The 26424-nt window shown below is 58.3% G+C and carries 14 protein-coding genes, 1 pseudogene and 1 riboswitch; of the genes and pseudogenes, 8 read left to right on the forward strand and 7 right to left on the reverse strand.

What is annotated here, in order from left to right; translation table 11 throughout:
• The first annotated feature begins 20 nt into the window (after nucleotides 1-20).
• Nucleotides 21-2249 (forward strand): NADP-dependent isocitrate dehydrogenase, encoded by a 2229-nt coding sequence (locus tag ACFE7X_RS21265; RefSeq protein ID WP_375437715.1) that lies wholly within the window; start codon nucleotides 21-23, stop codon nucleotides 2247-2249.
• A 500-nt stretch (nucleotides 2250-2749) separates the two neighbouring features.
• On the opposite strand, the gene ACFE7X_RS21270 is transcribed toward ACFE7X_RS21265, so the two are convergent.
• The 6 genes from ACFE7X_RS21270 to ACFE7X_RS21295 all read right to left on the reverse strand — a co-directional run bounded on the left by ACFE7X_RS21270 (nucleotide 2750) and on the right by ACFE7X_RS21295 (nucleotide 11749).
• Nucleotides 2750-3004 (reverse strand): hypothetical protein, encoded by a 255-nt coding sequence (locus ACFE7X_RS21270; RefSeq protein ID WP_375437702.1) that lies wholly within the window; start codon nucleotides 3002-3004, stop codon nucleotides 2750-2752.
• Between the two features lie 265 nt (nucleotides 3005-3269).
• The gene (locus tag ACFE7X_RS21275; protein ID WP_375437703.1) at nucleotides 3270-4511 is read right to left on the reverse strand and encodes an efflux RND transporter periplasmic adaptor subunit; all 1242 of its coding nucleotides are present in this window, start codon (nucleotides 4509-4511) and stop codon (nucleotides 3270-3272) included.
• 26 nt (nucleotides 4512-4537) lie between these two features.
• Nucleotides 4538-8944 (reverse strand): CusA/CzcA family heavy metal efflux RND transporter, encoded by a 4407-nt coding sequence (locus ACFE7X_RS21280; protein ID WP_375437704.1) that lies wholly within the window; start codon nucleotides 8942-8944, stop codon nucleotides 4538-4540.
• Between the two features lie 225 nt (nucleotides 8945-9169).
• The gene (locus tag ACFE7X_RS21285) at nucleotides 9170-9598 is read right to left on the reverse strand and encodes a hypothetical protein (RefSeq protein WP_375437705.1); all 429 of its coding nucleotides are present in this window, start codon (nucleotides 9596-9598) and stop codon (nucleotides 9170-9172) included.
• Between the two features lie 478 nt (nucleotides 9599-10076).
• Nucleotides 10077-11408, reverse strand: a complete 1332-nt coding sequence (locus tag ACFE7X_RS21290; protein ID WP_375437706.1) for a carboxylesterase family protein — start codon at nucleotides 11406-11408, stop codon at nucleotides 10077-10079.
• 11 nt (nucleotides 11409-11419) lie between these two features.
• Complete coding sequence (locus ACFE7X_RS21295; RefSeq protein WP_375437707.1) at nucleotides 11420-11749, reverse strand: circadian clock KaiB family protein; 330 nt, start codon at nucleotides 11747-11749, stop codon at nucleotides 11420-11422.
• A 715-nt stretch (nucleotides 11750-12464) separates the two neighbouring features.
• On the opposite strand from ACFE7X_RS21295, the gene ACFE7X_RS21300 reads away from it, so the two are divergent.
• The gene (locus ACFE7X_RS21300; RefSeq protein ID WP_375437708.1) at nucleotides 12465-13019 is read left to right on the forward strand and encodes a lysostaphin resistance A-like protein; all 555 of its coding nucleotides are present in this window, start codon (nucleotides 12465-12467) and stop codon (nucleotides 13017-13019) included.
• 349 nt (nucleotides 13020-13368) lie between these two features.
• Here ACFE7X_RS21300 and ACFE7X_RS21305 read toward each other — a convergent pair whose 3' ends face one another.
• Entirely contained in the window at nucleotides 13369-15258 is a 1890-nt protein-coding gene (locus ACFE7X_RS21305; protein ID WP_375437709.1) for a glycoside hydrolase family 13 protein, read from the reverse strand.
• Nucleotides 15259-15685: 427 nt separating this feature from the next.
• A riboswitch (SAM riboswitch) is annotated at nucleotides 15686-15777 on the forward strand.
• Nucleotides 15778-16306: 529 nt separating this feature from the next.
• On the opposite strand from ACFE7X_RS21305, the gene ACFE7X_RS21310 reads away from it, so the two are divergent.
• From ACFE7X_RS21310 to ACFE7X_RS21335, 6 genes and pseudogenes are all read left to right on the forward strand, one after another.
• Nucleotides 16307-19324 (forward strand): SusC/RagA family TonB-linked outer membrane protein, encoded by a 3018-nt coding sequence (locus ACFE7X_RS21310; protein ID WP_375437710.1) that lies wholly within the window; start codon nucleotides 16307-16309, stop codon nucleotides 19322-19324.
• 12 nt (nucleotides 19325-19336) lie between these two features.
• Complete coding sequence (locus ACFE7X_RS21315; RefSeq protein ID WP_375437711.1) at nucleotides 19337-20692, forward strand: RagB/SusD family nutrient uptake outer membrane protein; 1356 nt, start codon at nucleotides 19337-19339, stop codon at nucleotides 20690-20692.
• A 176-nt stretch (nucleotides 20693-20868) separates the two neighbouring features.
• On the forward strand, nucleotides 20869-23577 hold the full coding sequence (locus ACFE7X_RS21320) for a M14 family zinc carboxypeptidase (protein WP_375437712.1): 2709 nt from the start codon (nucleotides 20869-20871) through the stop codon (nucleotides 23575-23577).
• Between the two features lie 453 nt (nucleotides 23578-24030).
• The gene (locus ACFE7X_RS21325) at nucleotides 24031-24153 is read left to right on the forward strand and encodes a hypothetical protein (RefSeq protein WP_375437713.1); all 123 of its coding nucleotides are present in this window, start codon (nucleotides 24031-24033) and stop codon (nucleotides 24151-24153) included.
• 496 nt (nucleotides 24154-24649) lie between these two features.
• A complete protein-coding gene (locus ACFE7X_RS21330; protein ID WP_375437714.1) occupies nucleotides 24650-24901 on the forward strand; it encodes a hypothetical protein in 252 nt (83 codons plus the stop codon).
• Between the two features lie 52 nt (nucleotides 24902-24953).
• A pseudogene (locus tag ACFE7X_RS21335) lies at nucleotides 24954-26424 on the forward strand (gliding motility-associated C-terminal domain-containing protein); the annotation flags it as partial.

Genomic DNA, 26424 nt, shown 5'->3' on the forward strand with positions numbered 1-26424 from the left:
CTCTAACTCAACAGAACAGAATGGAGACCAAAACAGCAAAAATCATTTACACCATAACGGATGAAGCGCCGGCTCTGGCAACTTATTCTTTTTTGCCCATCGTTGAAACGTTTACGCGGGCCGCTGACATTGCTGTTGAAACCAGGGATATTTCTCTGGCCGGCCGAATCCTTTCTACCTTCCCAGAAAACCTCACTGAAGACCAAAAACAGAATGATGATTTAGCTTATCTGGGAGAACTGGCCAAAACCCCGGAAGCAAACATTATCAAGTTGCCCAATATCAGTGCCTCTATTCCGCAACTGACCGCGGCTATAAAAGAACTACAGTCGCAGGGATACAACATCCCCGACTATCCGGCCGATCCGCAGAGCGAGGCCGAGAAAGAAGTTAAAAGCCGATATGCCAAAGTGTTGGGCAGCGCGGTGAACCCGGTGTTAAGAGAAGGAAACTCTGACCGGCGGGTGGCCGATGCGGTAAAACAATATGCCAAAAAGCACCCGCATTCCATGGGCGCCTGGAGCCCCGACTCGAAAACCCACGTGGCCCACATGAGTGAAGGCGATTTTTACGGCAGCGAAAAGTCGGTGGTAATGGAGCAGGCCGGCGACGTAAAAATCGAATTTGTAGCTGCCGATGGCAACGCCAAACCCCTGAAGGAAAAGCTAGCCCTGAAGGCTGGCGAAGTGATAGACGCTTCCGTAATGAGCAAGCGGGCTTTGCGGGCCTTTTTCGAGAAAGAAATTGCCGATGCCAAGAGCACAGGCGCTTTGTTGTCGCTGCACCTGAAAGCAACTATGATGAAGGTATCGGACCCGATTATGTTTGGCCATGCCGTTACGGTTTTCTTTCAGGATGTATTCCAGAAGCACGCGGCCGTGTTCACCCAACTGGGCGTAGATCCCAATAATGGCTTGGGTGATGTGTATGCCAAGATTAAAGCGTTACCCGAAAGCCAACGAGCTGAAATAGAAGCTGACTTACAGACCGCCTACCAAAACGGTCCGGCCCTGGCCATGGTTGATTCCGATAAAGGAATAACCAATCTGCACGTGCCCAGCGACGTAATTATTGATGCTTCCATGCCGGCCGCCATCCGGTCTTCCGGCAAAATGTGGGACACTGCCGGCAAGTTGCAGGACACCAAAGCCCTGATTCCGGACCGCAGCTATGCCGGTATCTACCAGGAAGTAATCCGGTTTCACAAAGAAAATGGCGCCTTCGACGTAACCACCATGGGCACCGTGCCCAACATTGGCCTGATGGCGCAGAAGGCCGAAGAATACGGCTCGCACGACAAAACTTTCCAGATAGCCCAGAGTGGTACGGTTCGGGTGGTGGATGCCGCTGGCATTACCTTGATGGAACATTCGGTAGAGGAAGGGGATATCTGGCGCATGTGCCAGACCAAAGATCTGCCGGTGCAGGACTGGGTGAAACTGGCGGTAACCAGAGCCCGAATTACCAACACCCCCGCTATTTTCTGGCTCGATAAAAACCGCCCCCACGACGCCAATTTAATCGAGAAAGTGGAGCGTTACTTGCAGTATCATGATACCGCCGGGTTGGATATTCAGATAATGTCGCCGGTAGAAGCGATGCGCTACACCTGCGAGCGGGCCAAGGCCGGGAAAGACACCATTTCGGTAACCGGCAACGTGCTGCGCGATTATCTGACCGACTTGTTTCCCATCCTGGAATTGGGTACCAGCGCCAAAATGCTGTCGATTGTGCCGTTGTTGGATGGCGGCGGGTTGTTCGAAACCGGGGCCGGCGGCTCGGCGCCGAAGCACGTGCAGCAATTCATGGAAGAGAATTACCTGCGTTGGGATTCGTTGGGTGAGTTTTTAGCCCTAGCTGTTTCCTTGGAGGATCTGGCCTTTAAAACCAACAACGAAAAAACCCAGGTACTCGCCGAAACACTGAACCAAGCCAATGCCAAGTTCCTGGAAAACGACAAATCACCTTCCCGGAAAGTAGGCGGCATCGACAACCGGGGCAGTCATTTTTACCTGGCTTTATATTGGGCACAGGCGTTGGCCGAGCAAACCAAAAACCAGGACCTCCAAGCGAAGTTCTCTTCACTGGCGGAAGAGCTTACTTCGAATGAGAATAAGATTGTAGAAGAGCAAGTAGCCGCCCAAGGTAAACCCGTTGACTTAGGCGGCTACTTCCGTCCGGATACTCAGAAAGTTGAAGAAGCCATGCGCCCCAGTGCCACGTTAAACGCCGCATTAGATAATTTTTAACTGCGAGTTTACTATTGAAGTAAAAGGCTGTCTGAAATTAGATTTCAGACAGCCTTTTACTTTGGCGGGAGTCACTCGCCTTTGAGGGAATAAAAGCATACCTATTTCGTGCGTAACCAAGACGACCTGCTCCGGGCCGCCTTGCTGCTTTAGCACCGCTGTTACTACTGTATTCCCCGAAAGCAACCGTGTGTTCAAGGTTGAATCAATGGTGCCTTTGATAGCCAAGCCTGAGTGCATCCCCCACGACACCCGGAAGGTCAACGAAGTCAGCCCAAAGATTAGTAGCAGCTTTTGGCGCAGCCAGATCAAACTGATATTCTCGGTTCATACGAGCCCCCACGGTCCCAAAACAAGTCAGCGGGGCCGGTCAGTGTACAGGTGCCGCCAGTTGGGCAGGCAAGGGCCTGATGGAGTTATCGGGCTGGGTAAGGGTGGCCCGCAGGCTAGGGACACTGGTACAGCTCTGTTATAGGCGGTGCTTGTCGAGGTTTGCTCGCTTATTCGCTCGCGGGCCAGTAGTCCCGCAGCAGCGACTGCAAATGCGAAAGGGTCAGCAAAGCGGAGCGGAAATGCAGCAATGGCGTGTTTACATCCCCGACCAGCACTTCAATTTCGGCGGAATCGGCGTACCAAAGGATACTGATGAGGGCGGAGCCGAAGTGGCGACACACCACCTGCCCTTTGTGTTGCCAAGCCGGGGGGCACTCCAACGAATCCCGAAAGCCTACTTCCAGTAAATCAGCTAAGATCATGAACAAGAGCACAAGAAGGGAACTTGGCTGTAAAAATAGAGCCCTGCTGCTATATTACAAATAGCACGAGAGCGAGCTTTTGCACTTTCTTGTCCTGCCTTATCCGAGCCAAATGCTATGGAAATAGGTGGATTAACCGGCTGCTAAGGGCAAGCTTGCTTTTTAAACGTGCCCTAGCAGGAGGAATATTAGCATTGCAACAGCTCAGCCCGAGGTAAGGGGTTGGCTTTTATTCTGCTCAGCTTCTGCACTCGTAACCTAGCATTTATTCCTGCTGCTGTCCTTTAGTGAACTCTGCTTGCAGGAAATAGGCGCCGCGCCGCACAAGCTGCGTGGTATCGGGCAACGTTTCCAATGGCATAATAGCCACGTCGCCGTGCTGAATGGAACCGGTTTTCACCTTGTAGCGCCGGAAGCGGTATCCCGTGCGGGCCGTTCCCTCTCGGGCGAAGATGTAGCTCAACTCCCCGGCCTGAATTACGGCTTCCTCGGGCAAGGTCTGCTCCCGGGCCCCCTCGGTTTGGATGCGGGCGGCTACATACTGGCCGGGCAGCAGAAAGGCCGATTTCTGCTCTAGGTGGGCATGCACGCTAACAGTGCGCGCATCGTTGTCGAAGGCCTGCCCCACCAGAATCACGCGCGCTTCCAACTCCCGGTCCAGTCGACTGTTAGGAATCTTGAAAAGCACCCGCTGGCCTTTATGCACTTGCGCAATGTCTTTCTCAAACACTTTTAGCTCTAGGTGCAGTCCTGTGCGGTCCACAACTTCCACCAGCACGTCCTGCGGGTTGACGAACTGGCCGGGGTTGATGCTGACGGCTTTCACATACCCGCCAATTGGAGTTGTCAAGGCAACGCTGGGCGTGAGCGACGTGGCCCGTAGGCGCTCAGGTGCTAGACCCAGTAGGTGCAGTTGCCCGGCCAGGGCCCGTTCGGTGGCTTGTTCGGTCGCAAACTCGGACTGAGCCTGTTGCAGCCGGCGCTTGGCGCCCACGTCTTCGGCGTCCAGCTCCTGCTGCCGGGCGAGTTCTTGGCGCAGAAACGTGAGGCGGGCCCGGGCCTGTAGATATTCCTGTTGCAGCTTCAAATAGTCGGGGTGGCGCAGCACGGCCACTACGGCGCCCTTGGCCACAAACTGGCCCGGCAGCACTTTTACTTGCTGCACATAGCCGCCCATCACGGCACTGATGGAAACCTGACTCTGGGGTGGCACGTCGAGCACGCCGTTGGCTAGCACATCGGTGGTCATGTTCTGCTGGGTGAAGCCGCCAGTGGTGATGCCCGCCGCCGCGTACTGCGCCGGGCTGATGGTTAGCTCCTGAGTAGTGGCAGGCACCGGCTTCAACTCACTCTTGGGCGCGTCAGTAGGCGCGGTGGCGGGTTCGCCTTTGGTTTGACAAGCAGAAAAAGTGCCCGCCGTAAGTAGCAGGGCGGCATAAAGCAAATAACGGCTTGCCGACCAGCGCAAGGCTGAAGTCAGTAGCATTGAAACGAGTGGAAGGTTCATGAGAAAATTCTTGAAAGGCACCAGCGCTACTGCGCCTCGGGACCGGATAGCGCTTGCAGCGCGAAAACATATTCGTTGTATTGCGTGGCCTGCGCCAGGTAGGCTTCTTGGATCTGCCAGGCGGGCTCGGTGTTGACCACGTAAGTCACGTAGTCGATGTCCCCGGCCCGGAGGCTTTTCTCGGCCGTGCTCAAGATCAGGCGGGCCTGAGGCAGCGCAGTTTGCTCGTAATACGTGAGCGAGGCGCGGGCGCGGGTTAGCTGCTGCCGCAAGCCGGCCAGCTGGCCCGCCAGTTGAGCGTGGGCGTAAGTAAGCTGATTACTGGCCACCTGCTCGGCAATGCGGGCCGCCGCCACCCGGCTTTTTTGCACGCCCCCCAGCAAGGGCAACGACAAGCCAACCTGACCGACTTGAAAGCCCCCTTCGTGGTTGATAGACTGGTTGAAATAGCCGGCGCGGATATCGGGCAGCCGGCGCAACTGCTCCACGCGGGTTTGCTGCTGGCTCGCGGCCACTTCCTGTTGCAGCAAGCCCAGCGTCGGGTTGGTTTGAGCGGAGAGGGACACCGTATCGGCCGTTGTTAGCGGCGCCACCAGCTGCGCGGTCGTGTCGATGCTCACCGGCATGCCGCCCGCGTTAAGCAGTATTCCTAGCTGCTGCCGCTGCACCAGCAGTTGAGTATACAGCGTAGCCAACCGGTTTTGCAACTCCTGCGCCCGGGCCGCCGCCGACACCTGCTCTAGGCGGTTGGTTTCGCCGGTGCGGTAGCGCACGGCGGCGGCCCGCGCCGCCCGCCGGTAAAGGCTGTCTTGTTGGCGCAGCAAGGCGGCCCGCCGATAGTCGGTGAGCAGGCGGTAGTAGGCACTGCGAATCTGCTGGGTTAGCTCTCGCTGTTGCAGGCGGCCGCGCTGCTCCGCCGTCATGGCTTGGCTTTTCAACAGCTTGCGCTGGGCCGCGTACAAAACCGGCAGGGAAGTCTGCTGAATGACGTTGATGCTCCTATCGTTGAGTGGCCCCTGGATTTGCCCGTACTGAACGTCAACCAGGGTGCGGGGCAAGTCGTAGCCGGTGCGGGTTAGGGCCCGCTGCCGGGTTACTTCCAGCGCGGAAGTCCGCACCAGCAAGCTCTGTTGCAAGCACGTTTGCAAGGCTTGCGCCAAAGTGAGCGGCGTACCCGGAGCCGGCAAGGCCACCGTAGGGGGAGTTGTTTGGGCATGAGCCGGCAGCCCGGTTAGCCCGAGGCCCACCAGCAGCAAAACCCCTACCCCGCGGTGGGCACCGGCTGTTAGTTGGGGCACTGGTTGAACGAAAGTTTCGTCGTCGGTGGGGCTGGGCTCCCCATCTTTGGTGAAGAGCGTGTAGAGTACCGGCAGCAGCACCAGAGTAAGCAATGTGGCTGAAATCAGCCCTCCGATAACCACCGTCGCCAAGGGTTTTTGCACTTCTGCCCCGGCCGAGGAGGAGAGGGCCATCGGCAAAAAGCCCAACGACGCCACGGCGGCGGTCAGCAGCACCGGGCGGAAACGCTCGGCGGTGGCTTCCAACACCCGTGTGCGGACGCTGCGCACGCCGGTGCTGGCAAATTCGTTGACGCTGGCCAGCAGCACGATACCATTGAGCACAGCCACCCCGAACAGGGCAATAAAGCCCACCCCAGCCGAAATACTAAACGGCATGCCGCGCAGCCACAAAGCCAGGATGCCCCCGATGGCCGCCAGCGGAATACCCGTGAAGATAAGCGCGGCTTGCTTGAGAGAACGAAACGAGAGGTAGAGCAGCAAAAAAATCAACCCCAGCGCCACGGGCACGGCAATCTGCAAGCGCGACTTGGCCTGCTGTAGGTTCTCAAATTGGCCGCCGTAGGTTAAGGTGTAGCCGACCGGCAAGGGCAGTTGAGAAGTAAGCTTCTCTTGAATCTCGTTCACGAGGCTTTCCACGTCCCGGTTGCGCACATTGACGCCGATGTTGATGCGCCGCCGCGCGTTGTCGCGCGACACCTGGGTGGGGGCATTCCGAAAAGCTACCGTGGCCACTTCCGCCAGTGGCACCTTCTGCCCACTTGGCAGGTCAACGTAGAGGTTGGTTAAATCCCCCAGGCTACGCCGGTGGGCGGAGTCCAGGCGCACCACTAGGTCGTAGCGCCGCTCGCCTTCGTAGACCTGCCCGGCCACGTCGCCGGCAAACGAGGCGCGCAACAAGGTGTTCAGGTCGGCCACGTTCAGTCCGTAACGAGCCAGCTTCTGGCGGTCATAGGTTACGCGCATTTGAGGTAGGGCCGCAATCTGCTCCACCTTCAAATCGCCTACGCCGGCCAGCGGCCGAATCAGGGCAGCAGCCTGGTTGGCTTTTTCATAGAGCACGCCCAAGTCGTCGCCGTAGATTTTGATGCTGATATCGGACTTGACGCCGGAAATCAGTTCGTTGAAGCGCATCTGGATGGGTTGCTGAAACTCCAGCGTAATACCGGGAATGCCCGCCAGCGCCAACTGCATCTTGCCGGCCAACTCCTCGCGCGAGTGGGCCGAGGTCCACTGACTCTGGTCTTTGAGCACCACAATCTGGTCGGAGTCTTCCAATGACATCGGGTCAGTGGGAATTTCCGAGGTGCCCACTTTGCCCACCACCTGCTCCACTTCCGGAAACTGCCTGAGCAAAACCTGCTGCACTTTGGTGGTAGTGGCAATAGTCTGAGCCAGCGAAGAGCCCGGCGGCAGCCCCACGTACACAGCGAAGTCGCCCTCATCAAGTTGGGGCACGAATTCGCCGCCCATCCGCAGGAAGATGCCCACGGCCAACGCCAGCAGCCCCAACGCCGCGCCGACCACCGTTTTGCGGAAGCGCAGCGCCCCATAAATCAGCGGCTGGTAGCCGCGGTAGAGAAACTTCATAAGCCGGTCTGCCAAAGTGCCCTCTTCCTTGATGTCCTTGCGCAGCACCCAGGCGGCAACGGCCGGCACGTAGGTCAAGCACAGCAGCATGGCCCCGAGGATGGCAAAACTCACCGTCAGGGCCATGGGCCGAAACATCTTGCCCTCGATGCCAGTCAAAGCCAGAATGGGGAAGTACACAATCAGGATGATGAGCTGCCCAAACAAGGCCGAGCGCATCATGCGCGTAGCCGCCGTTTCGGCCACTTCATTCATGGTTTCGGTGGCCGATTGCGCCCGGTAGTGCACGAGCTGGAAAATCATGGCCTCGACAATAATGACGGCGCCATCGACGATCAAACCGAAATCCAGGGCGCCTAAACTCATCAGGTTGGCTGACACCCCGAAGGTGCGCATCATGCCCAGCGCAAAGAGCATGCACAAAGGAATCATGCTGGCCACCACCAGACCAGCACGCAGGTTGCCCAGCAGCAGCAGCAGCACCGCTACCACAATAACCCCGCCTTCCAGCAGGTTGGTGCTCACCGTGTGAATGGCCTTGTCGATAAGCTTGGTGCGGTCCAGAAACGGCACAATAGACAAGCCCTTGGGCAAGGTCTGCTGAATGACGGCTACCTGCGCCTTAACGCCCCGGATGGTTTCCTCGGAGGATGCTCCCTTGAGCATGAGCACAATGCCACCGGCCGTTTCACCCTGCCCGTTGCGGGTCATGGCCCCGTAGCGCACCGAATGGCCGAAGCGCACGGTGGCCACGTCGCGCACCAACAAAGGCGTGGTACCGGACTGCTTGACAACGATGTTGCCGATGTCTTGCAAAGAGCTGACCCGCCCCTCGCCCCGGATAAAGTAGGCGTTGGGGCCGTGTTCGAGGTAAGAACCGCCCGTGTTGGCGTTGTTGGCTTGCAGGGCGGCAAACAGCTCGGCCAACGAAACCCCGGCAGCATTGAGTTGGTCGGGCGCCACACTTACCTCGTACTGGCGCACATACCCCCCGAACGAGCTTACGTCCACCACGCCTGGCACGCCGGAGAGTTGCCGCTTGACAATCCAGTCCTGCACCTCCCGCAGTTGAGCCAGCGAGAATTTGTGCTCGTAGCCCGGCGCCACGCGCAAGGAATACTGATAGATTTCACCTAGCCCCGTCGTGATGGGAGCCATTTCCGGCCGGCCCATGTCGGGGCTCAAGCTACTTTCCGCCGATTTAAGCTTTTCGGCCACCAGCTGGCGGGTGCGGTACGTGTCGATGTCGTCGTCGAAGACCACCGTAATGACCGACAAACCAAAGCGCGAGGTGGAGCGGATTTCTTGCACGCCCGGCACGGTGCGCAGTTGCAACTCCAGCGGCACAGTGAGCAACTGCTCCACCTCCTGGGCCGCTAGGGCCGGCGATTGGGTGATAACCTGAACCTGGTTGCTAGTGATGTCGGGAATGGCGTCGAGCGGTAGGTGCAGCGCCGAGTAGCCCCCCCAGGCCATCAGGGCCACCACGAACAGGGCCACGAAGAGCTTGTTGCGGATGCTGGCCGCAATGATTCTGGAAAGCATAGAGTAAGAATTAGCGCCGCAGTGCCCTACTAGACAGCTCACGCTAGAGCGCAGTCTACCAGGGGTCCGGCTGCCGGAGTGGCAGAAAGGCGCGAAAGAGTAAGTAAAAAGAGAAGGCCCATAACCCAGGGCCATGTGCGCGGCAGAAAAAGCCGCCACCGCAAGGCCCCTTTGGCAAGGCCCAGGAGCAAGAAAGAACCTACCAGCTGAGCGCTGTTTGTCGGCCTAACAGAATGCCAAAGTACCTGCGGGTTGGGCGCGGGGAGGTTCTAGAAGAGCAAGCTGAAAGGCAAACGTGTATCGCGGTGCGTCAGCAAGTTGATACGTTGCACGGCACCAGGCCCGCTGCTGCAAAGGCACTAACAAGCGAGCCGCCGGTACCAGGTATTCCAGGTTGGGGCAATTGTGTTGTCCGCGCAAGGGGAGCTTGTCGTGCTCAGGCGAGGACGGGCAATAGAACACCGGGCTGCTTGCTGCGCCATAGTGCATGCTCATAAACTGCCCGAAAGACAACTGCCCGTCCTGAGACGAACGATGGTATTGGAAATGCTGAACCAACTGCGGGAGTTTGCTCAGTTCTTCCACGTCGTTCTGCGGCATCAAGCCACCCACGAGCATCAGTAAACTCAGAAAAAGGGCTACGACTGGTCTCATCTTAGGAAGCAAAGATAAAACTGCCCTCTGAGATTTATAGCTCCGCCAAGTTGCAATCAACGTAAAGTCATATTCGTTATCAAGTACGCAGAACAGCGTACTTATTTGCCAAAAAAACGTGCGAAACAATTTTAGCGATTACCAAACTGCGCCGCTAGCCGCGCGGCGCAGAGTAACAGCAACTGCGCCGCAGTTGCACAGAAGCTAACAAGTTAACTGCTTCAGCAATGCGCCTTGGAGAGGTGCTCGATTTTCATTTTGTGCCAAGAGCGGCTTTATCGACCGGTCGTGATTTGCCTAGCCATTCAGAGGCAGAGGCTACCTGGCGTAGTAACCGGCCCTGTTTACGCCCTGCCACCGCTGGCGCAGCTTCCACACAGGCTACAACCCGGCTTACCGAGCTAATAGCACTGGTTTCCGAGCAATGCCGGCGAATTAGGCAGAAAAAATCCTGATTAATAGATATTCAAAAGCCTAGTTACACCTGATTGAGACGCAGCACTCCCGGAACATTCACGCGGGCCGGCAACAAGCCCGTACGCGCAAAATCCATCCATAGCTGTCGTACCTGCCGTCCAGCCTGATCAATCTCCTCCCACTTCGCGCTGTTCAGCAGCGGAGTAGCGCCCCAACTGGCCGGCGTGCCGAGCAAGAGAGGCAAATCCACGGTGTGCGCTGCTCCAAACGTAGCGCCAGCGGGTTGGAAGAGTACCAAAAATTGGTACGCTCGCCCACCCGCCCGGGCATGGCGGCGGGCAAATACTTTGGCAGGCCCCAGATAAATTAGGTTTGAGCTGACGCGGACTAGCAGGCGTGCGAGCTGCGCACCAACGAAAGGCATTCGTCCCAGCCAACGAAACTTGGGGTCAATGACCGCAAAAAACCGGGTTTCCTCGGCCGTTGCCCCAATTAGCATGTCTATTGTGGGAGCTACCGCTTTCCAGGCCTGCTCAATGTCGGGCTCGGCGGGCAACGGGTACGCGCCGTACTGCGTGCCGAACGGCATCCCGCTTTTCAACCCAAACCGGCGCACGGCTTTGGTAACGACGTCTTCGCGGGCCAGCACTTCTTCAACGGTGGCAGTAGGCTCAAACGTGCCCGCCGCGGCGGTCATGGCCCGGGTCATGGCTTGACGATTGCGCGCGAGGCCCAGCGGGGCGCTGTGCAGGATTACGCGCCGGAACAAGCCAGCCGTCCCGTGCGCAACCATTAGGTGCGCAATGGCGTCCGCACCGGAGGAATGCCCCAGCAAGGTCACCAAGGACGGATTGCCTCCAAACGCGGCGATGTTGCGTTGCACCCAGCCCAAGGCTTCCCGCAAGTCTAGCAACCCTAGATTAGGCGGCGTGCCGCCTGCGCTGCCGAGAAAGCCCAGCAGGCCGAGCCGGTACGTCACGGCGACGAATACCACTCGTTGCTCGCTCACCAGGGCCACCGGGTCGTAGAGGGGCACGTCGCCGGCGCCCGTAACGTACGAACCGCCGTGCACCCACACAATAACGGGCAGTAGTTCCTCGGGCTGCCGGTCGGCGGGCAGCGTGAGAGAAAGCCGCAGGCAGTCTTCGTCGAAGGTGGCGTCGGTATGAAAGTCCCCAAAGGCCAGAGCCAACCGCGGGTCGGCCACTTGCGGGCACGCCGGGGCTGGGGAAGTCGCGAGAACAGGTGTAGCCGCTACTGGCTCGGCAACTGGGGGTTGAAACCGTGAGGCACGGGCGTAGCGAATTCCGGAAGCCCGCACCACGGCACCGTCACGCCACCCGATGATGGTACCGGCCGGAGTGTGGAACTCAAGCGAGCTATTATAAGGCATAAGTACGCTCCTTAGTACAACCCCAACGCTTTAAGCACCCGCTCGTGGTCGGAAAGGTCGCCGACCAGTCGGCGCACTAAGCCCGGACGTTTCTTGACTAGGCAGGGCACGCCTAAAATTTGGTCTTGATCGGCCCGTTCCGGCTGCTGGTGTAAGTCCACGATGGCGAGCGAATGCCGACCTGGCAGGTAGCGAGCACAGATGGCTTCGAGATTGCGCCGGGCAGTTTCTGAGCGGGGTGAAGTGCCAGCGATGAACAGGTGTAACTCATACTCCAGCCCAGCAGACTCCTCCGACTGAGCTAGGTGTGAAGGCGCAACGGAGGGAGGAGAAAAAAGCATTTGTTAAAGCAAGACTGGCTAGGCGAATAGAGCCCAACACGTATAAACCCTCTATACGCAAGTAACCGATAGCCGTTCTGTAGGGGCAAGACACAGCACTTTTAATTCTAAAAGGGAATCGGTACGGCAGGTTCTAATTATGTTGATTTTCGCCGTTGCCTCGGCAAATACGGCCATGGCACTTTACCCTCGGCATTACCTAATCCGCATTGTCGGTCGTAATGCGCGTTTGCTTATTGTCCACTAGTTGTCTTGCACTCAAAATAAGAAAGATTCCACGGCCAGGCAGGCGCCTAGTACGAAGCAACACACCGTAACAAGAATAAATTTTGACGGCCCTTCCACAATTACTTGGTAGTTTTTCTCCATAAAAGTCAATACTATAAAAATAAGCATATAGCAATTGGCATGCCGAAAACGATAGGCTGTTCTGATCAAGTTCTCCTGTATTCCGCGTACCGGTCTGCTTAGCTAGTGCTTCGCCACCTCTCGATACGCTCTGCCCGGTTCTTCCGGCTGTGCAAACGGTTAGTACTATCAATTCGGGTCGTTAGCTTGATGAGCCCTTCGCTTAAAGAGGTTCCAACTTCTCGCGTTTCCACCAAACCTAGAAGCAATTACACGAGCAGCTTACGGGTAGTAAAAGAGTTGCTCGCTGCCGTGCAACCCTGTAGACGGGAGTTAGTCTGCTAAACTACATCTTGCTCTTCGCTACATGCTCCTTCTGCTATCCGCTAGCGTTCTGTCTGCGGGCAACCCGGCCGCCAAAGTACTCTTGCCCCTAGCTGCTGTTGCTCTCATACTGGTAATAAGCCGCGTGCGGAACCTGTCTCTAACGCAGGACCTGGGTTTCGTCCGTCCACCGCTTCGCTCCTTGCTGCTGTGGCTGACCTTGACTCTAGCTTGGATGCTCCTTACAGACTACGTGCTGCCCTGGCGCGGACCGTTCAACTTCGGTTCTTGGCAAGCGCAACCCCTATGGGTATCGCTGGCTCGCGTGTTGGGCGTGGGCGTGCTTGGGCCTCTGGCCGAGGAACTGGTGGTGCGGGGCGCCATTTTTTCGCGCCTGCGGACGGCGGGCCTGCCGGTTGGTGTGGTGGTGGCAGTAACCGCCGCAGGCTGGTCGCTGCTGCATAGCGACTACACCCTCGTGGTGATAAGCATCATCTTCGGTTTTGGCTTGTTGCTCGGCTTAGCTCGCTACTACACCCGCTCACTGTGGGTGCCCATTTTGATGCACATCAGCTGGAATTTATACGCCGTCTGGTAGCAGCTAGCTGCCGCATACCTCTTTCCATTTCCCGATCCTGCATCCGTTTGTTACTCTCGCTTGCACCAAGCTAAGCAGTAGTTCAAAGCCACGCGGAACAGGGTGGCCAACAGGCCCTGCCTAGTTCTCGTTATTTTTTAGTGGCACCAGGCGCGACCAATAGCAATAAAGTTCAGCTATGCACGACGGTCACGCCAAAGCAGGTGCTAACTCAGCCCAAGCACTCTACGGGCACTGCCTTGTGCAGGGAACTGTTAGTAAAAATGAAAACAAGAGAGGACCACATCTGGCCCTAACCAGCCTGATCTGCCTTAGCAGTGGCTAAGCTGCCTGGGGAAGTAGTCCAACCTTATTTTCGTAGCTCCCATACCAAGGCTGTGGAGGCGGGTACTTGCGCCGTTTTCAGGTTGGCAATAGTGGCCCCGGTTAACACATCTAGAGCCGACGAGTAGCCAGTTAACCGCTCGGCAAAGCGCGTCAAATCTACGCCTTTTGTTTCCTTGTTGCTGTTCATGAGCACCATCACCGTGTTGCCTTGCCCATCATAGCGGAAGTACGTGTAGATACCGTCCTGCGGGATGAACTGCATCAGTTTGCCGGTGTGCAGCACCGGGTGCGTTTTGCGGTAAGTGCCGAGCGTGCGGACATACGTGAAAGCCTCGTTTTCCTGCGTTGTGCGGCCGGCAGTTGTAAAGGCCGAGCGTGGGTCCTGCATCCAGCCGCCAGGAAAGTCGGCGCGCACCAGTCCGTCGGGGTTAGCGAAGTTCTTCATTAGCAACTCCGTGCCGTAGTAAAGCTGTGGGGTGCCGCGCATAGTGAAAAGCCAAGCCAGCCCCATCTTCATCTTGTTGAAATCTTCGCCGATTACCGAATAGAAACGATTTTGGTCGTGGTTGTCGAGGAAGATGACGTTGCGGGTGGGGTCCTGGTACATCCAGTCGGCCTGTAGTGCGTAATACAACTTGCTGATGTCGGCGTGCTCCCGGTTTAAGGCTTCCCCAATTGCCCCGTTCAGGGGGAAGTCGAGGGCACTTGGCAAATTGCCTTTAAAAGAATTCACTGGCTGGAATACGTTGCGCACAAAAAACGCTTCCTGGGCCGGGCTGTGCACCGTCGATTCGCCAAACAACCCGAGTTGTGGATATTCGTCCAGCAAGGCCTGCCCCCACTTCAGCAGAAACTGCGGATCAGAATACGGGTAGGTATCAATCCGGTATGCGTCGAGGCCAGTATATTCCACCCACCACAGAAAGTTTTGAATCAGGTAGTTGGCTACCAAGGGGTTGGCTTGGTTGATATCGGGCATGCTGGTGTCAAACCAGCCTTCGTTGTAGAGCTTGGTATCGGCCTGGGAAGCGTAGGGGTCGTTGAGAGGCGCATTATTGTAGTTGCTGCGCGTAAACGTGGGCCACTGGTGAAACCAGTCCGGCGCGGGCTGATCCAGAAACAAGTAGTTATAGCTACCCATGTGGTTGAGCACTACATCATGCACCACTTTCAAGCCCTGCTGGTGCGCGTGCAACACAAATTGGCGGTACTCTTCGGTGGTACCGTAGCGCGGGTCGATGGCGTAATAATCGGTTAGCGCGTAGCCGTGGTAACTGGCCTTGGGCATGTCATTCGCAACAACCGGCGTGGGCCAGATTGCGGTTACGCCCATCGACTTAAGATAGTCGAAGTGTTGTTCGATGCCCTTCAGGTCGCCGCCGTGGCGGGCGTACATCGAGTCGCGCGCAATCGTGTGTTGGCGTGTGCCTTTAATGATGTCGTTTTGAGGATTGCCGTTGGCGAAGCGGTCCGGCATCAGAAAGTAGATGAAGTCTGCGCTCGTGATGCCCTGTACCCGACTTTTGTCGCCGGTTACGCGGGGGCGCAACTCGTACTCGTAGGTGGTTTTGGTTTTGCCTGTGAAAGTCAGCTTGAGCTTGCCCGGCTGAGCTGAAGGGCTGATGGTGAGATTAACTATCAGGTAATTGGAGCTTTGCAGTCGCTGCATGCCGTTGAGGGACACCCCGGGGTAACTGGCCAAAGCCACTTGGCTTTCAGTTATTCCCGGACCGTGCACGAGCAACTGCAACTCGGGGTTCTTCATCCCCACCCACCAGAAAGTGGGGTCGATCCGCGCAATGGCCCCGGTTTTTTTGGCAGCCTCGATACTATGAGGCGGGGCCGCCCAGGCCTGGAGAGATACAGCCGAGCGAAGCAATAAAACTGCGAGTAGGAGGTGAAGAAGTTTCATGCAAACAAAGTGGATAGCGAGTTGCCACAAAGGGCCAGGTGAAATACAGAAAGTGACGCCAAAACTTGTTGCGGTGGAGTTTCAGCAGGCGCCCAAACAACGGTAATCACTAGTTACCTTTTAAAGAATGTTTTGGTTTTTCCCTGGCTGCGCCGCTGACAAAGCTTGATTTCGCTAAAAGCAAGGCAAAAAAGATAGCATAAGGCCACCTGCCTAAAGAGCAAGCCATACATGCTTACTTACGAGTGAAGTAGAGGTCAGATAATGCGGCGGCCGATACGGCGCAACAATCCGAGTGTGAATCTTCCAGGAACTTGCTTGCCCCAATGAATTTCCGAAGCACTATAGAAGAAAAATAAATTTGGATTTCTAAAAAATGCTCGCCTACATTTGCAACATCAATTCTTTCCAATAAAGTAAAGGATTGTTTTTATACAGAGGCGCGGAGAGACAGGCTCTATGAACCGCCGACAACCCCCGGAACATCCGGAACGGTGCCAAGTCCTGACCATATAAAAACAACAACGCCGTGAGCACCTTCACCAGCTTTGCCGTCCCATTCGTCACCCGCGCTGCCGTACAGCATGGGTGTTGTGGCTTCATGCGTCCGATCGTCTGTATGCGGATGATGGGCATGAGCTGCTAAGGACCGGGTACTTCCCTTTTTCCTTCTTGTTTGCTCGTTGTAGCGGAAGGCGGTAGCGTGCCCGTCAGCTACCCCGCACCCGGGCACTACTGTGCCCCGCTGGCCTCCTCTCGCCCCTTATATATTGGTTACCAACGTGGTGGCCAAGCACTTCCGGGGGCAGCAAATACTTCGCTTCGCAACCCGTTTTCCGCCGAATTTCCCCGCCGGATTTCGCCTAACGACGCCCAAGGTCGGGCCGGAGACAAGTCCCGTATTTCAAGTTTTCACGCACTTAAAGCGCTCTAATAAGCTAATACCGGCAGGTAGGCGGCGGCCGCAGCACCCCCACAGGCGCGGCTTAATGCCGCCGGACAGCGCCAAACCGAGCGGGCTTCATTTGTCACTACACTCTTCTTTCATATGAAATTATCTACTCTTGGGGCTGTGCCCATTGCCTTGCTGAGCTTTGCTAGTACAGGTTTCGCCCAGACGGCGCAAACCGTGACGGGCACCATCCTCGATGCCACCGACCGCAGCCCCTTGCCGGGCGTAACGGTGGTCGTTAAAGGCACTACGGTGGGCGCTTCCACTGATCCTAATGGGCAGTTTACCCTGAGTCTGCCCGCAGGCAGTACCACCTTGGTAGTTAGTGCGGTGGGCTACGTGGGCCAGACGGTGAACGTCACGTCGGGCACGGTGCGGATTGCGCTGAAATCCGACGTCAAGCAGCTGTCGGAAGTGGTGGTGACGGGCTACAGTGAGCAGAACCGCAAAACCCTGACCAGCGCCATCAGCTCGGTGAAGGGCGACGAGCTGCGCGACATTCCGGCCGCCAGTCCCGACCAGCTCTTGCAAGGCAAAGCGCCCGGCGTGCAGGTATCGGCCAACTCGGGCGTGCCGGGCGGGGGCGTGTTTATCCGCATCCGGGGCAGCAACTCCGTGAATGCCAGCAACGACCCGCTATACGTGGTGGACGGCGTGTTCATCAACAACACCAACCTGGTAGCCACTGGCCTCGGCAACCAAGTGGCTTCCAACCCATTGGCCGATTTGAACCCGCAGGACATCGAGAGCATCGAAGTGTTGAAGGACGCCAACGCTACGGCCATTTACGGTTCGCGCGGGGCCAACGGCGTGGTGCTGATTCGCACCAAGCGCGGCAAGGCCGGCGACAAAACCCGCATCACCTTCAACACCTACCAGGCCCAGTCGAAGGCGCCGAAAGAGTACGAGCTAGTGACTGGGCCGGAGTTGGCCGAACTGGAAAATGAGCGGTTTCTCAACGATGGCGGCAACCCCACGCTGCTGCCTTACCACTCCGTAGCCTCCGGCGGGCGCGGCTTGCCGGAAGAGCAGCAAACCTACGACCGGCTGAGCGACGTGTTCCGCACGGCCCAAACCCAGAGCTACGAGTTGTCGGCGGCGGGAGGCTCCGAGAAAACGCAGTTCTACATCGGGGCGGGCTATTTCAAGCAGGAAGCCATTGCCCGGCCCACCGATTTCGACCGGTTCAGCTTGCGCGTCAACCTCGACAACTCGGTGAGCGACAAGCTGCGCATCGGCACCAGTACCGCCCTGACTCGCACGCACCGCAACGTAAGCAGCAACGACAACAACCCGGTGGGCGTCATCAACTCGGCCTTGTTTCCGCGCACCAACCTGCCGGTGTACAACCCCGATGGCTCGTATGCCAAGTATGGCTCGTTCGACAACCACCAGGCGCTGATTGACAACCTCAACAACGACGCAGTGGGCACCCGCGGCATCTCAAACCTCTACGGGGAGTACCGCTTCCTCAAGAACCTGACCTTGCGCAGCAGTTGGAGCATCGACTTCAACGAGATGTACGAAAACAACTTCAACAACACGCTGATTCTGGCCGGACAGCCGCGCGGCACGGCCACGTCCTACCTCTCGCGCGACATCACGCTCCTCAACGAGCAGACGCTGAACTACAACGTGGACTTCGGCGACCACTCGTTGCAGGCGCTGGTAGGTAATACCATCCAGAAAAACACGTTTCAGCGCACCTCCCTGTTCGGGCAGCAGTTTCCGAGCAACGAGCTAACCAGCATTGCTTCGGCGGCCACCCAAACGGGTTCGTCGGCTCGCTCCGAGGCTGGGCTACTGTCGTTCTTCGGGAAGGCGACTTACAGCTTCAAGCAGCGCTACACCGCCGATGTAAGCGTACGGGCCGATGCTTCCTCGCGCTTCGGAGCCGATAAGCGCTGGGGCTACTTTCCGGCCGTGGGGCTGGGCTGGCGCCTGGGTGAAGAAAGCTTCGTCAAAGATCTGAACGTATTTCAGGAGCTCAAGCTGCGTGCTAGCGTCGGCAAAACGGGCAACCAGGCCGGCATCAGCGACTTTGCCGCGCTGGGGTTGGTACAAGGTGGGGCCAACTACTTGGATTTGCCGGGCACGGCGCCTTTGCAACTGGCTAACCCCAACCTCAGCTGGGAATCGACGCGGCAGTGGAACGTGGGGCTGGATGCAGCGGTGCTGCAAAACCGCTTGCAACTCGAACTGAATTACTACGACAAATACACCTCGGGCTTGCTGCTGAATGTGCCGGTGCCGCGCAAAACCGGTTTTGCCTCCATCGTGGAAAACTATGGGGCCGTAAGCAACAAGGGCGTGGAAGTGCAGCTGACGGCTAACTGGCTGCCCAAGGGCGCGGTGCAGTGGAGCACCACCTTCAACCTGGCCCGCAACGTGAACAAGATCGAGAAACTAGCCGCCCCCATCACGGCCGGCTCGCGCGACATTTTCCGGTTGGAAGAAGGCGCGCCGCTGTACTCGTTCTGGCTCTACCACCAAACCGGCGTGAACCCCGAAAGCGGCGACGCCGAGTACGAAGACGTGAACGGCGACGGGCAACTCTCGGTGGCCGACCGCAAGCTGGTGGGCAACGCCTGGCCCGACTTCTTCGGGGGCGTGAGCAACTCGGTGAGCTACAAGGGCTTTGACTTTGGGTTCCTCTTGAACTTCGAGCAGGGCGCAAAAATCATGAACATGAACCGCTTTTTCCTGGTGCACGGCGGCACGCAAAGCAACATCGGCTATTTGCGCGAGCAGCTGGACCGTTGGCAACAGCCCGGCGACCAAACCGACGTGCCGCGCCTGACCACCAACGCGGCCAGCAACAACTACGGCGGTGTGGTGCAGAACTTGAGCGACCGGTACCTGGAAGACGGCTCGTTCCTGCGGTTGCGCACGCTCACACTGGGCTACACGGTGCCGAAGGAAGTGGTGGGGCGGGCGCACCTGAACTCGTTGCGGGTGTACGTGCAGGCCGCTAACCTCTTTACTATCACGCCTTATTCCGGCCTCGACCCGGAAATCAACTCGCAAAGCGGCGTGCAAAACAGCAAAAACATCGACTGGGCCACGGTGCCCCAACCCCGCACATTTCAGGTGGGCGTAACAGTCGGACTCTAAGCATTACTCTAGATGAAACAGACGATCTATCGCCTTCTTTTCGCGTTCCACGCCGCCGCTGCCACGTTAGGACTATCAGCGTGCAACGACTTGTTGGAGCCCACGCCGGTGCAGCAACTGCCCGACGACCGCGCTATCACGGACGCCGGCAGCGCCCGCTCGGCCACCATCGGCGTCTATGACCGGGTGCAAGCGTACTACCAATTGAACTGGCCGGTGCTCGGCTTTCTGCCCGGCGAAGACGTGCGCTTCAACGGCACGCTCAACCAGTTCCTGCAAATCGACCAGAACCAGCTCAGTGCTGACAACGTGCTAATTACCGAAGCCTGGACGCAGATGTACCAGGCTGTCAACGGCGCCAACAACGTTATTGCCGCCTTGCCGGCCGTCGAGGACCCGCTGCTGCCCGTGGCCGAGAAAAACCAACTGCTGGGCGAAGCCTACTTCCTGCGGGCCTTGGTGTACTTCGATTTGGGTCGCGGCTGGGGCGGTGTGCCGCTGGTGCTGACGCCCACCCGCACCAAGGAAAACGGCCAAGAAGTGCGCCGCAGCACGCTTGCTCAAACCTACGACCAAGTGCTGGCCGACCTGACTGAAGCCGAAGCGTTGTTGCCCGAAGCAGCCACCCGCAACCGGGCCACGAAAGCCACCACCCGCGCCCTGCGCGCCCGTTTGCAACTCTATCGCCAGCAGTGGGCGGAAGCGGAAGTGAATGCCACGCAGGTAATTGGCAATGCCAACTATAGCTTGGTGACGCCCTACCGCACCATTTCCACGGCGCCCTTCCTGAGCCGGGAATCCATTCTGGAATTGACCTTCAGCAACTCCGACGCCAACACTATGTGGAACAACTGGTTCCCGAGTGCCTTGGGCGGGCAATTCAACTTCCAGCCAGTACCGACTGCTATTGCCCTGCTCAACGACCCTGCGGTGGGCGGCAACCGCTCGGCCTTGCTGGCTACCACCACCATTGCCGGGACCAGCGTCACGTACGGCAATCTTTATAGCCGGTCGGCCCAGCGCGACGACCCGAGCTACGTGTTGCGCCTAGCCGAGCAGTACCTGATTCGGGCCGAAGCCCGCGCTAAACAAGGCAAGCTCACCGAAGCGCGGGCCGACTTGAATGCCGTGCGCAGCCGCGCCGGCGTGCCCGCCAGTACGGCTGCCACTGCCGATGCCCTGCTGTTGGCTATCGAAAACGAGCGGCGCATCGAGTTTGCTTTCGAGGCCGACCGGTGGTTCAACCTCGTGCGCACTGGCCGCGCTGGCGTGGTGCTCGGCGTCACCGACCAGCGCCGCTGGCTGTTCCCGATTCCCTTCAATGACCTAGTGGCTGACCCGGATTTAGAGCAGAACCCAGGGTACTAAAAACCATCATCTGTACCCAGATTCCTCTCTCCGCTTGATGCGCGGAATGACAGCAGGCGGTTAGCAAGGGCTTGAGTCGGCTTCAACGGTTGCATTAGGCTATGCTTGCCCGAGGACCTCGCTTGCCGGTCTTTCTGGACCATCATTTATTGACTCTTGATTTTCTCTCAACTTTTATGTTAAAAGCATACTTCTCCACAGCTCTCTTGACCCTTGGCTTGGGCCTACTGGCACCAGCCGCTGCCCAGACTGCTGGCTCCATTGGCTTCTACTTTCCCAAAGCGCCGGCTGGCTCTTTCGACCCGGCTGTCCCTACCCCCGAGCAGTTCTTGGGGTATCCTATTGGCTCGCACTACACCCGCTCCGACCAGATTGTGGCGTATTTACGTGAGCTGGATCGGGTGTCTGACAAGGTGAGTTTGCGGGTGCTGGGCAAGACGTTCGAGGAGCGGCCCCAGGTGGTGGCTACCATCACGTCGGTGGAACATCAACAGAATCTGGCTAAGCTGCAAGCCGAGCGTAAGGCCCTGGTAGATCCTTCCCAGTCCGCGCCCGACTATGGCAAGCTGCCGGTGGTTATAAGCCTCAACTACGGTGTGCACGGCAACGAAAGTTCTAGTTCGGAAGCCGCCCTGCTCACGGCCTATTACCTCACAGCCTCCACCGCCCCCGAAACCAAGCAGTGGCTCGACCAGTCCATCATCACCCTCGACCCGCTGGAAAACCCCGACGGGCGCGACCGGGCCTCGCACTGGTTCGACCAAAACAAGTCGTGGCCCCCGGTAACCGACCCGCTCGACCGGGAGCACACCGAAGCCTGGCCCAACGGCCGCACCAACCACTTCTACACCGACCTCAACCGCGACTGGCTGGCCCTGACGCAGCCCGAGAGCCGGGCCCGGATGGCCTTCTTCCACGAGTGGTATCCCAACGTGATGATCGACTTTCACGAGATGGGCACCAGCAGCACCTACTACTTCGAGCCCACCAAGCCGCTGAGCACCGAAAACGACCTGATTCCGCGGGCCACCTACGAGGTGCTGAACGTGCACCTGGCCAAGTACCACGCCCAGGCGCTTGATCAGCTCGGCGCTCTGTACTGGACCAAAGAGCAATTCGACAACCTGTCGCCCATCTACGGCTCCACTTACCCGGATTTTCAGGGCGGCGTGGGCGCCACGTTCGAGGTGGGCAGCTCCCGCGGGTTGGCGCAGGAAGGCGGCAACGGCGTCGTGAAGTTTCCCGTCACCATCCGCAACCACGTGGCTACCGGGCTGGCGACCGTACGCGGGGCGGTGGAAGAGCGGGAACTGTATTTGCGCCACCAGCGCGAGTTCTTCAGCTCGGCCCTGACGGCGGCCAACAAGTTTCCGACCAAAGCCTACGTGTTTGGCAGCGCCCAAGACCCGACGCTCACCAACCGTTTTCTGGAACTGCTGCTCCAACACAAGATCCGGGTGCACGAGCTAGGCAAGACCGTCACGCTCGACAAGCAGACGTTCGAGCAAGGCAAAGCTTACGTAGTGCCCACTACCCAACCCCAGTACCGCATTATTCACTCCTTGTTTGAAGAGGTAACTGCCTTCCACGACAGCGTATTCTACGACGTAACCGGTTGGAGCCAGGCTCATGCCTACGGGCTGCCGCTGGCCAAGCAGAAAAACACCAGCTTGGTGCAGGGCGCACCGGTAGTGGCCATAAAACCTCTAAGCGGCACCGTCAATGGCGGGGCCAGCAGCTACGCCTATTTGCTACCGTGGTCGGATTACAACGCTCCGAAGGCCTTAGTGGCCTTGCAAAAGGCTGGGCTGGCGGTGAAAACGGCGTTTAAGCCCTTTCGGGCCGGCACTACCGCCCAGCCCGTAGACTTCGGGTATGGCTCCTTGGTGGTACCGGTGGCAACGCAGAAGCTACCCGCCGATTCGGTGTTTCAGATTGTGAGCCGGGTGAGCCGGCAAGCCCAGGTTACGTTCACCGGCGTTAGCACCGGTTTCAGCGTGGGCGGCATCGACCTGGGTTCCAACAACGTACGCACCGTGCCTGAAGTTAAAGCAGCCTTGCTGGTGGGCGCGGGCACCAACGTAGCCGAAGTGGGCGAGGCCTGGTTTGTGGCCAGTCAGCACCTTGGGTTGCCGCTGAGCCGCGTGGAGCTTAGCAACGTGGGCCGGGCCTCGCTCGCCCGCTACACTGCCTTGGTGCTGGTAGGCGGCAGCTACGCTACCCTCGACAAAGTGGCCGTCGACAAAATCCGGCGTTGGGTGACGGATGGCGGTACGCTTATCACCCTGAAAAACGCCTCGGAGTGGGCTATCAAGCAAGGCATTGTGAAAGAGAAACTGTTGATTCCGGTCAACGGCGGCTGGGCCGACACCACTGCTTTTGCCGTGGCAATGGCCGAAGCCACGCCGCCCGCCCCCAAAGCCACCCAGCGGCCCAAGAAAAGCGAACTGCCCTTTGCCAAGCGGGTTGATTTCGTGGAACAAGAGCAAGAGGGCACCCGCGCTATTGCGGGCTCTATCTACCAAGCCAGCGTGGACCCTACTAACCCCATCGGCTTCGGACTGACCAGCCGACGGCTATTCGTGTTCCGCAACGGCACCACCTTCTTGCGGCCCAGCCGCAACCCTTACGCTACGGTAGCCCAATATGCGCCCGCGCCTCTGGTGAGCGGCTACGTGTCGCGCAACAACCTGCGGCAGATCAGCAACTCGGCCGCCGTGGTGGTCAGCAAGTCTGGAAGCGGCCGAGTTATCCTCTTCGCCGACGACCCGAACTTCCGGCACTACTGGCATGGCACGGACCGCCTTTTCACCAATGCGCTGCTATTTGGACCCCTGCTCAATCTGCCCACTGGCCCTGATGTGCCGACTGGCGAAGAGGAATAAGTGAATCCGCTGTCCAGATGATGGGCACAAAGGGACCCTAACAAGTACATGGGGCCTCGTCCTGCAAAGTGGGTTTACTATTAAGTTGCCTGCCTCCTATTGCCCTCTGTTGAGAATAGAAACAGCCTGTTTCCACTCTCAGCAGAGGGCAATTCGGTGTACAACTCATCGGCCCGCTATGATGCCGCAGGTTCAGGTAGCATTACACTATCGGGCTCTTACTGGGCAAGCAAAAAGCGTTTTCTGCCTACGGCGGGAAACGCTTTTCTATAAGAAGTCAACCTGTGCCGGCCGCTAGCCCTGCGCGAAGCACTTCTAAGCGCTGCACCACATGCCACAGCGGCCTCACGCTCAGCAACTATCAGCTGCACGTGCTCACTAGCCGACAGCGCGAGGAAGGCCAACCCCAACGCGGGACCAACAACAGCTTTCCGCACGCCCAGTTCGTGCAACGTGCCCCTAACGGCTCTCTATAAGCACAGCAACACGCTACCCACCCTGCAAGCCGCCCTTGATTCCTACAACTCCGGCCACAGCGCCCGGCCCGCCGTCAGCCCACACATGCCTACCAGTTAGCGCGGGCCTCTTGGTTCCCGCCCGCTTGACGAACCCATAAGCCATCATTGCCTTTCTCAACCCCCTAACCGCTACTGGTTACACCACGCTTGCTAGTGTGGCCAGTGCCTGCCTGCGGGCGGCAACACCTAAGAAGCCAGCAAATAATTATCTACACTGTGAATAGCAGTGCTTTACCAAAAATACGGGTGACTATAAAAAATAAAAATCGGCGGCGCAGGGGGGAGGACTCCGTTCATGCATCTTACTTCTAAACCGCCTGTGAGACGGCGCACAGTCTGGATTGCAGACGCAGTAGTTATGGGGTTAACTGATTACAAAATTCTTTATGTATGAGCATCGCTCCTTTTTTCGAACGTGGGCTGACGAGCCAAGACAGCGGCTGGCGGTTGCGCCGCCGGGCAGTTGTGTGCCGGCTGGCCCAAGGGGTTGCCTATCGGGCAACAGATTTCGTGTTCGCGCCGGGTAGCAGCCTTACCACAAGCCGCAGCATCACGTGCTCAACCGGTCCGAGCGCCAGAGCCTTGTCCAGCGGGGCTTGAACATCAACACCCGGAACCAAAGAGACATTCTAAATCAGTTGAATGTCCTCTACGAGGAATTGCTAGCTAGTCAGGAGTGGAAGCCCGAACGTGAGCAAGCTGCCCTGGGGCCGAGCCTAGTCCCGCTTAGCGCGCTCGAAATCACCCGGCACTTAGCGGGTTGGCCTCGCCCGCAGATGGGGGCGCCCCGGAAATGCCAGCAGTAAGGCGCATCGTGAGCAGCCTTGATTGTTAATAGTATACGAGTTGTTGCTTTCCATGAGATTTCTCTATTCCTGTTATTGGCGCTGGATGCCGGCGGTTCTGGGCAGTTTGCTGCTCGTGCTGCTGGCGGGGCCGGCCTGGGCTACGCACATTGTGGGCGGGGAGCTAGACTTGCTGCACCGCAGTGGCAACACCTACACCCTAACGCTGACCTTGTACTTCGACGCCATCAATGGGAACCCGGGGGCGCTCGACCAGGCGCTAACGGCTGGCATTTTCGACAAGGCGACGAGTCGGCAACTCACGAGTGTGGTGCTGCCGCTCACCAGCAACACGTTTGTCAGCTACACCAACCCGGCCTGCGCCCAAGGCAACCTGAGTACGCGCAAGCTGGTGTATAGCAGAGATTTACTGCTCGACGCAACCACTTACACCAGCGTTAATGGCTACTATGCTGCCGTGGAGCGGTGCTGCCGCAACAACGGCATCAGCAACATTCAGAACGCGGCCAACGCCGGCCAGACCTTCTACCTGGAGTTCCCAGCCGTCGTGCGCAACGGCGCGGCCTTTATCGACTCGACGCCCCGCATCTTCCCGGCTCTGGGCGACTATGCTTGCTTAGGCAACCTGTTTTACTTTGACTTCGGCGGCCAGGACCCCGATGGCGACTCGCTGGTCTACGACATGGTAACGCCGCTCAACGGCCATTCAACGGCGCTCAACAATACGCCCGCCCCGGCCGCAGCGCCATATGTGCCCGTAACTTGGGTTGCTGGGCTGAGTGCCGCCAACCAGATACCGGGCGCACCCGCCTTGGGCATTGACGCGCGCACCGGCAAACTCACCGTACGGCCCAGCCGGGTGGGACTGTTTGTGTTCGGGGTACGCTGCGCTGAGTACCGCAAGGGCGTAAAAATCGGCGAAACCCGGCGTGACTTTCAACTCTACGTACTCGGCTGCCCGCAGAATAATCCGCCCGCCGTAACCGTGCAAGCCAGTGGCCGCCGCTACCAAGCGGGTCGCGACACGGTGCGCCTACTGCCGGGCGAACCGCGCTGCCTGACCATCCGCTATTCTGACCCCGACCCCAGCTCGACGCTCACGCTCACGGCCCGGCCGGTCAATTTCACGGATGCGGCCACGGCCCCGAGCTTTACCACCAACACCAGCAGCACAGTAGGCGTTAGCGGCCAGCCCGATACGCTTACGGCCACGCTTTGCTTTCCGGCCTGCGCCGACACGCAGGGCAAAGTGTACCTGCTCGATGTAGTGGTGGCCGACAACGGCTGCGCGCTGCCTAAACGCGACACGATACGGGTGGCCTTTATGGCCGCTCCACCGTCCCGCACTACGCCGGTACTCACCACCTCGTTTCCACCCGAGCCAATCCCTGAAACAACTCCGGCCGTGGTGCGGGTGGTGCTGGGCCAGTCCTACACCGCGACACTGCTCGGCACCGATGCCGCCCCAAATGCGCTGGCTCTGACTGCAACCGGCGCGGGCTTCGATTTAACTACAATGGGCA

This window comes from uncultured Hymenobacter sp. (assembly GCF_964242765.1).
GTDB lineage: Bacteria > Bacteroidota > Bacteroidia > Cytophagales > Hymenobacteraceae > Hymenobacter.